At 64.1% G+C, this 1645-nt stretch carries 2 pseudogenes; both read right to left on the minus strand.

Annotation, left to right across the window (positions count from 1 at the left end):
* Window positions 1-132: 132 nt before the first annotated feature.
* Window positions 133-497, minus strand: a pseudogene (locus WFM69_RS19225) (transposase); the annotation flags it as partial.
* 68 nt (window positions 498-565) lie between these two features.
* Window positions 566-1329 (minus strand): annotated as a pseudogene (locus tag WFM69_RS19230) (DDE-type integrase/transposase/recombinase); the annotation flags it as partial.
* Window positions 1330-1645 lie beyond the last annotated feature (316 nt).

Here is a 1645-nt window from a genome sequence, read left to right on the forward strand (position 1 = left end):
ACTACCACCGACGACGACGTCAACGACGGCTCGGAAGATTGACCCCCGTCGAGTTCGAGACCATCATGAAAGACCCCGCCTGTCTGGCGGCATAAGGAAACGAGTCAACCAAAGGCTCAGCATTCCCTAGTGCTGCCTAGTAACTCCGAGGACGCGGCAGCAACGGTCGATCGGGATCCCGGCGTCGGCGAGGCGGTCGATCACCGGGAAGAGCCTTTTGGGCGGGGGCGCTCCTCGTCGAGGAACTTCGCCGCCTGTCGGACGATCAGCAGCTCGGTCTCGAGCTCTCGGATGCGGCGCTTCGCGGCGCGCAGCTCCGCCGATTCCGAGGACCGGAGCCCAGGCCGGCGGCCCTGGTCGACGTCGTCCTGGCGGATCCAATTCGACAGCGTGACGGGATGGATGCCGAGTTCGACGGCGGTCTGCTTGGCCTGCTTACCGGCGCGCACGAGCGCGACAGCGCGCGCACGAAACTCCGGCGGATAGGGACGGGGCATGAGGACGAGCCTTCCGGATCAGACCACCAGTTAGCCACCAAAACTGGAACCCAATCCGTGGGGCAGGTCAAACTGTCACCAGTTCGTTCCTCACGCCCCTGCGTGGTCGGTTTATAGGGTTTCCCGGTGATCGGCTCCACGCCGAGCCGGTTGGCGTAGTCGACGAGCTGGCCGACGCTCCCTCGCCGGGACGGGTTCAGCGCGACGCCGTTGTCGGTGAGCAGATGTTGCGGGCCACCGTGCGCCGCGATGCCTTTCGCGACGACGTAAACTGCTGCGTCGGAGGTCTCACCGGCGACAGCGAGGCGGGAGTGGTCGTCGATGAGTTGAACGATCACGCACTTGCGACCGCCACTGAGGACATACTCGGTCGCATCCAGCTGCCAGCATGCGTTCGGAGACGGGTAGACGAACCGGCGATACGCAGCACGCGGCTTCTTCTTCGGCTCCGCGCGTGCGACGCCAGCTTCCCGAAAGATGCGCGCCAGCGACGCGGTCGATGGCGCCGGGTCCATGCCCAGCGCCCGATCTTTTCGTGAATGCTGATTGGCCCGTGGTCCAGCCCGGACTGCTCCAAAGCGGCCCGCACGCCGATGGCCTGCCGCTTGACCTCGTCGCTCAGCTTCGATGGGCTCGACGTCGGTCGACGCGACTTCGGTTCGAGCGCCGCCGCCGGTCCTTCCTCGATGACTCGCTTGCGCATCGCGTAGAACGTCTTGGGGGAGATGCCGTGCGCAAGACAGAACGTGCTCACCTCCCCACGCGGGGCATTGTCGGGCCACTGCGTGCTGGCGAGACGGACACGAGGAACAACGGGCTCAGTTCGGTTCACGTACCAATCCGACCGGCCGAAGTGCCACCACCAAGAACCCGAGAAGCGTCACCGATGTCCTGACGCAGAACCGTCACCGATCTCCTGCGAGATGACAGGACAAGACTCCCGATAGGAACAAAAGCCAGGCCGATTCAGTCTCGCGATCCGCGCCTTCGGCACACTTTCCGACCTCGCAGTACTGAGTGGGTCGAGAAGCTACTGAGTTCCCGGGTGGTTTGGTACTTCGTGTGAGTCAGGCTGCCCGGGCGTTGTGTGCCGCGTTCTATCATGCTTGTGTTGTGATCGGATCTTAGTGTGACGAGCGGTGAGGGAT

The organism is Microbacterium sp. LB12, from assembly GCF_037150835.1.
In the GTDB taxonomy this organism is placed as follows: Bacteria; Actinomycetota; Actinomycetes; order Actinomycetales; family Microbacteriaceae; genus Microbacterium.